This window comes from Acinetobacter sp. GRABPA_MV_2 (genome assembly GCF_056725885.1).
Genome location: NZ_JBWZNA010000053.1, coordinates 1 through 1,482 on the forward strand (window position 1 = coordinate 1; position 1,482 = coordinate 1,482).

General features: G+C 42.2%; 1 protein-coding gene. It reads left to right on the plus strand.

Translation table 11 applies throughout. From position 1 onward, the window contains the following. Positions 1-107 precede the first annotated feature (107 nt). Positions 108-1,433, plus strand: coding sequence for an ISNCY family transposase (locus ACXM0J_RS18735; RefSeq protein WP_008942541.1), 1,326 nt, complete (start codon positions 108-110; stop codon positions 1,431-1,433). The last annotated feature ends 49 nt before the right edge of the window (positions 1,434-1,482 follow it).

The window sequence follows — 1,482 nt, forward strand, 5'->3', positions numbered from 1 at the left end:
TGTAAGCCCAAAATAGAAATGTCCGGTTTCTCCAAAGTAAAAATGTCCGCTTTTAGAATATGCGCTTTTGCAATTTCCTTAGCGGACGGTTTGATATGTTGGTGTCTATGTCGGATAAAGAACTTAAACGATTGTCGGTCTTGCAAGAAATCTGTGATCAACGTATAACTCAATCCCAGGCTGCTCAGCTACTTCATATCTCAGAACGTCACATCAGACGCTTACTGCAGAAATACAAAGCTCAAGGTCCCGCTGCATTAGCCCATGCCGGTCGTGGCCAAATCAGCAATTCTAAACTTCCTGAAGAACTCAGACTTAAGTGTCTCAATATTGTTTCAGATCAACTTTATGGTTTCGGACCCACTTTAGCGCATGAAAAGCTCACCACCGTGCATGGATTCGATCTTTCAGTAGAAACCCTGCGTTCCTGGATGATTGCAGCCGATTTATGGATCCCTCGCTGCAAGCGCCTGAAACGACCATATCAGCCTCGTTATAACCGAGATTGTTATGGTGAATTGATCCAAATTGATGGCTCACACCATGATTGGTTTGAAGGTCGAGCACCTAAATGCTGTCTGCTAGTATTCATCGATGATGCCACAGGAAAATTGCAGCATTTACGCTTCTGTGCGTCAGAGTCAGCCTTTGACTATATGATTTCGACACGTTTATATATCGAACAGCATGGTAAGCCATTGGCATTTTACAGTGACAAACATTCAGTTTTTAGGGTGAATCAAAGTAGCAAGAAAGACACCAAGATTACCCAGTTTGGACGTGTTCTGAGCACTCTCAATATCGATATCATTTTCGCTAACTCCCCTCAAGCCAAAGGTCGTGTAGAACGAGCGAATAGAACACTTCAGGATCGTCTGATTAAGGAGATGCGTCTAGAAGGCATCAGTTCAATTGCAGATGCCAATAAGTGGCTGCCGTGCTTTATTGAGCAATTTAATCGTAAATTCGCCAAGATGGCTTTTAATTCCAAGGATCTACATCGGCCTATCGCTGAAACAGCCGAAGAATTAGATGATGTTTTTACCTGGCGTGAACCCCGCAGGGTCACGAACAGCTTGACGATTACTTATGATAAATGCGTATATATCTTGGAAAACAGCGAAGAAAATCAAAGATTGGGCGGCAAGTATCTTGAGTTCCTGGAATATCCGGATGGTACTGTAGCCATTGAATATCAGGGAAGAAAAATCAATTACAGCATCTTTGATAAATTAAGTCAGCTCAACCAGCGAGAGATCGTTGAGAATAAACGTTTGGGTTCTGTGCTGGCACATATTCAACAACAGCATGAACAACTGGAACACCAAAACAAACGCAATCGTTCTCAAAAGATGCCACGTAGACAAGCACAGAAAACAGCGATTGAACAACGAAATCTAAATCCTGTGCTTGACTTGGAAATGTCCATATAGGACATTTCTATTTGGTTATTAGGTAGGACATTTCTACTTGGGAATAACA

Bases quoted from the DNA above. Each gene is read 5' to 3' on its own strand.
- ACXM0J_RS18735 (WP_008942541.1), top strand. From the start codon at position 108: ATGTCGGATAAAGAACTTAAACGATTGTCGGTCTTGCAAGAAATCTGT.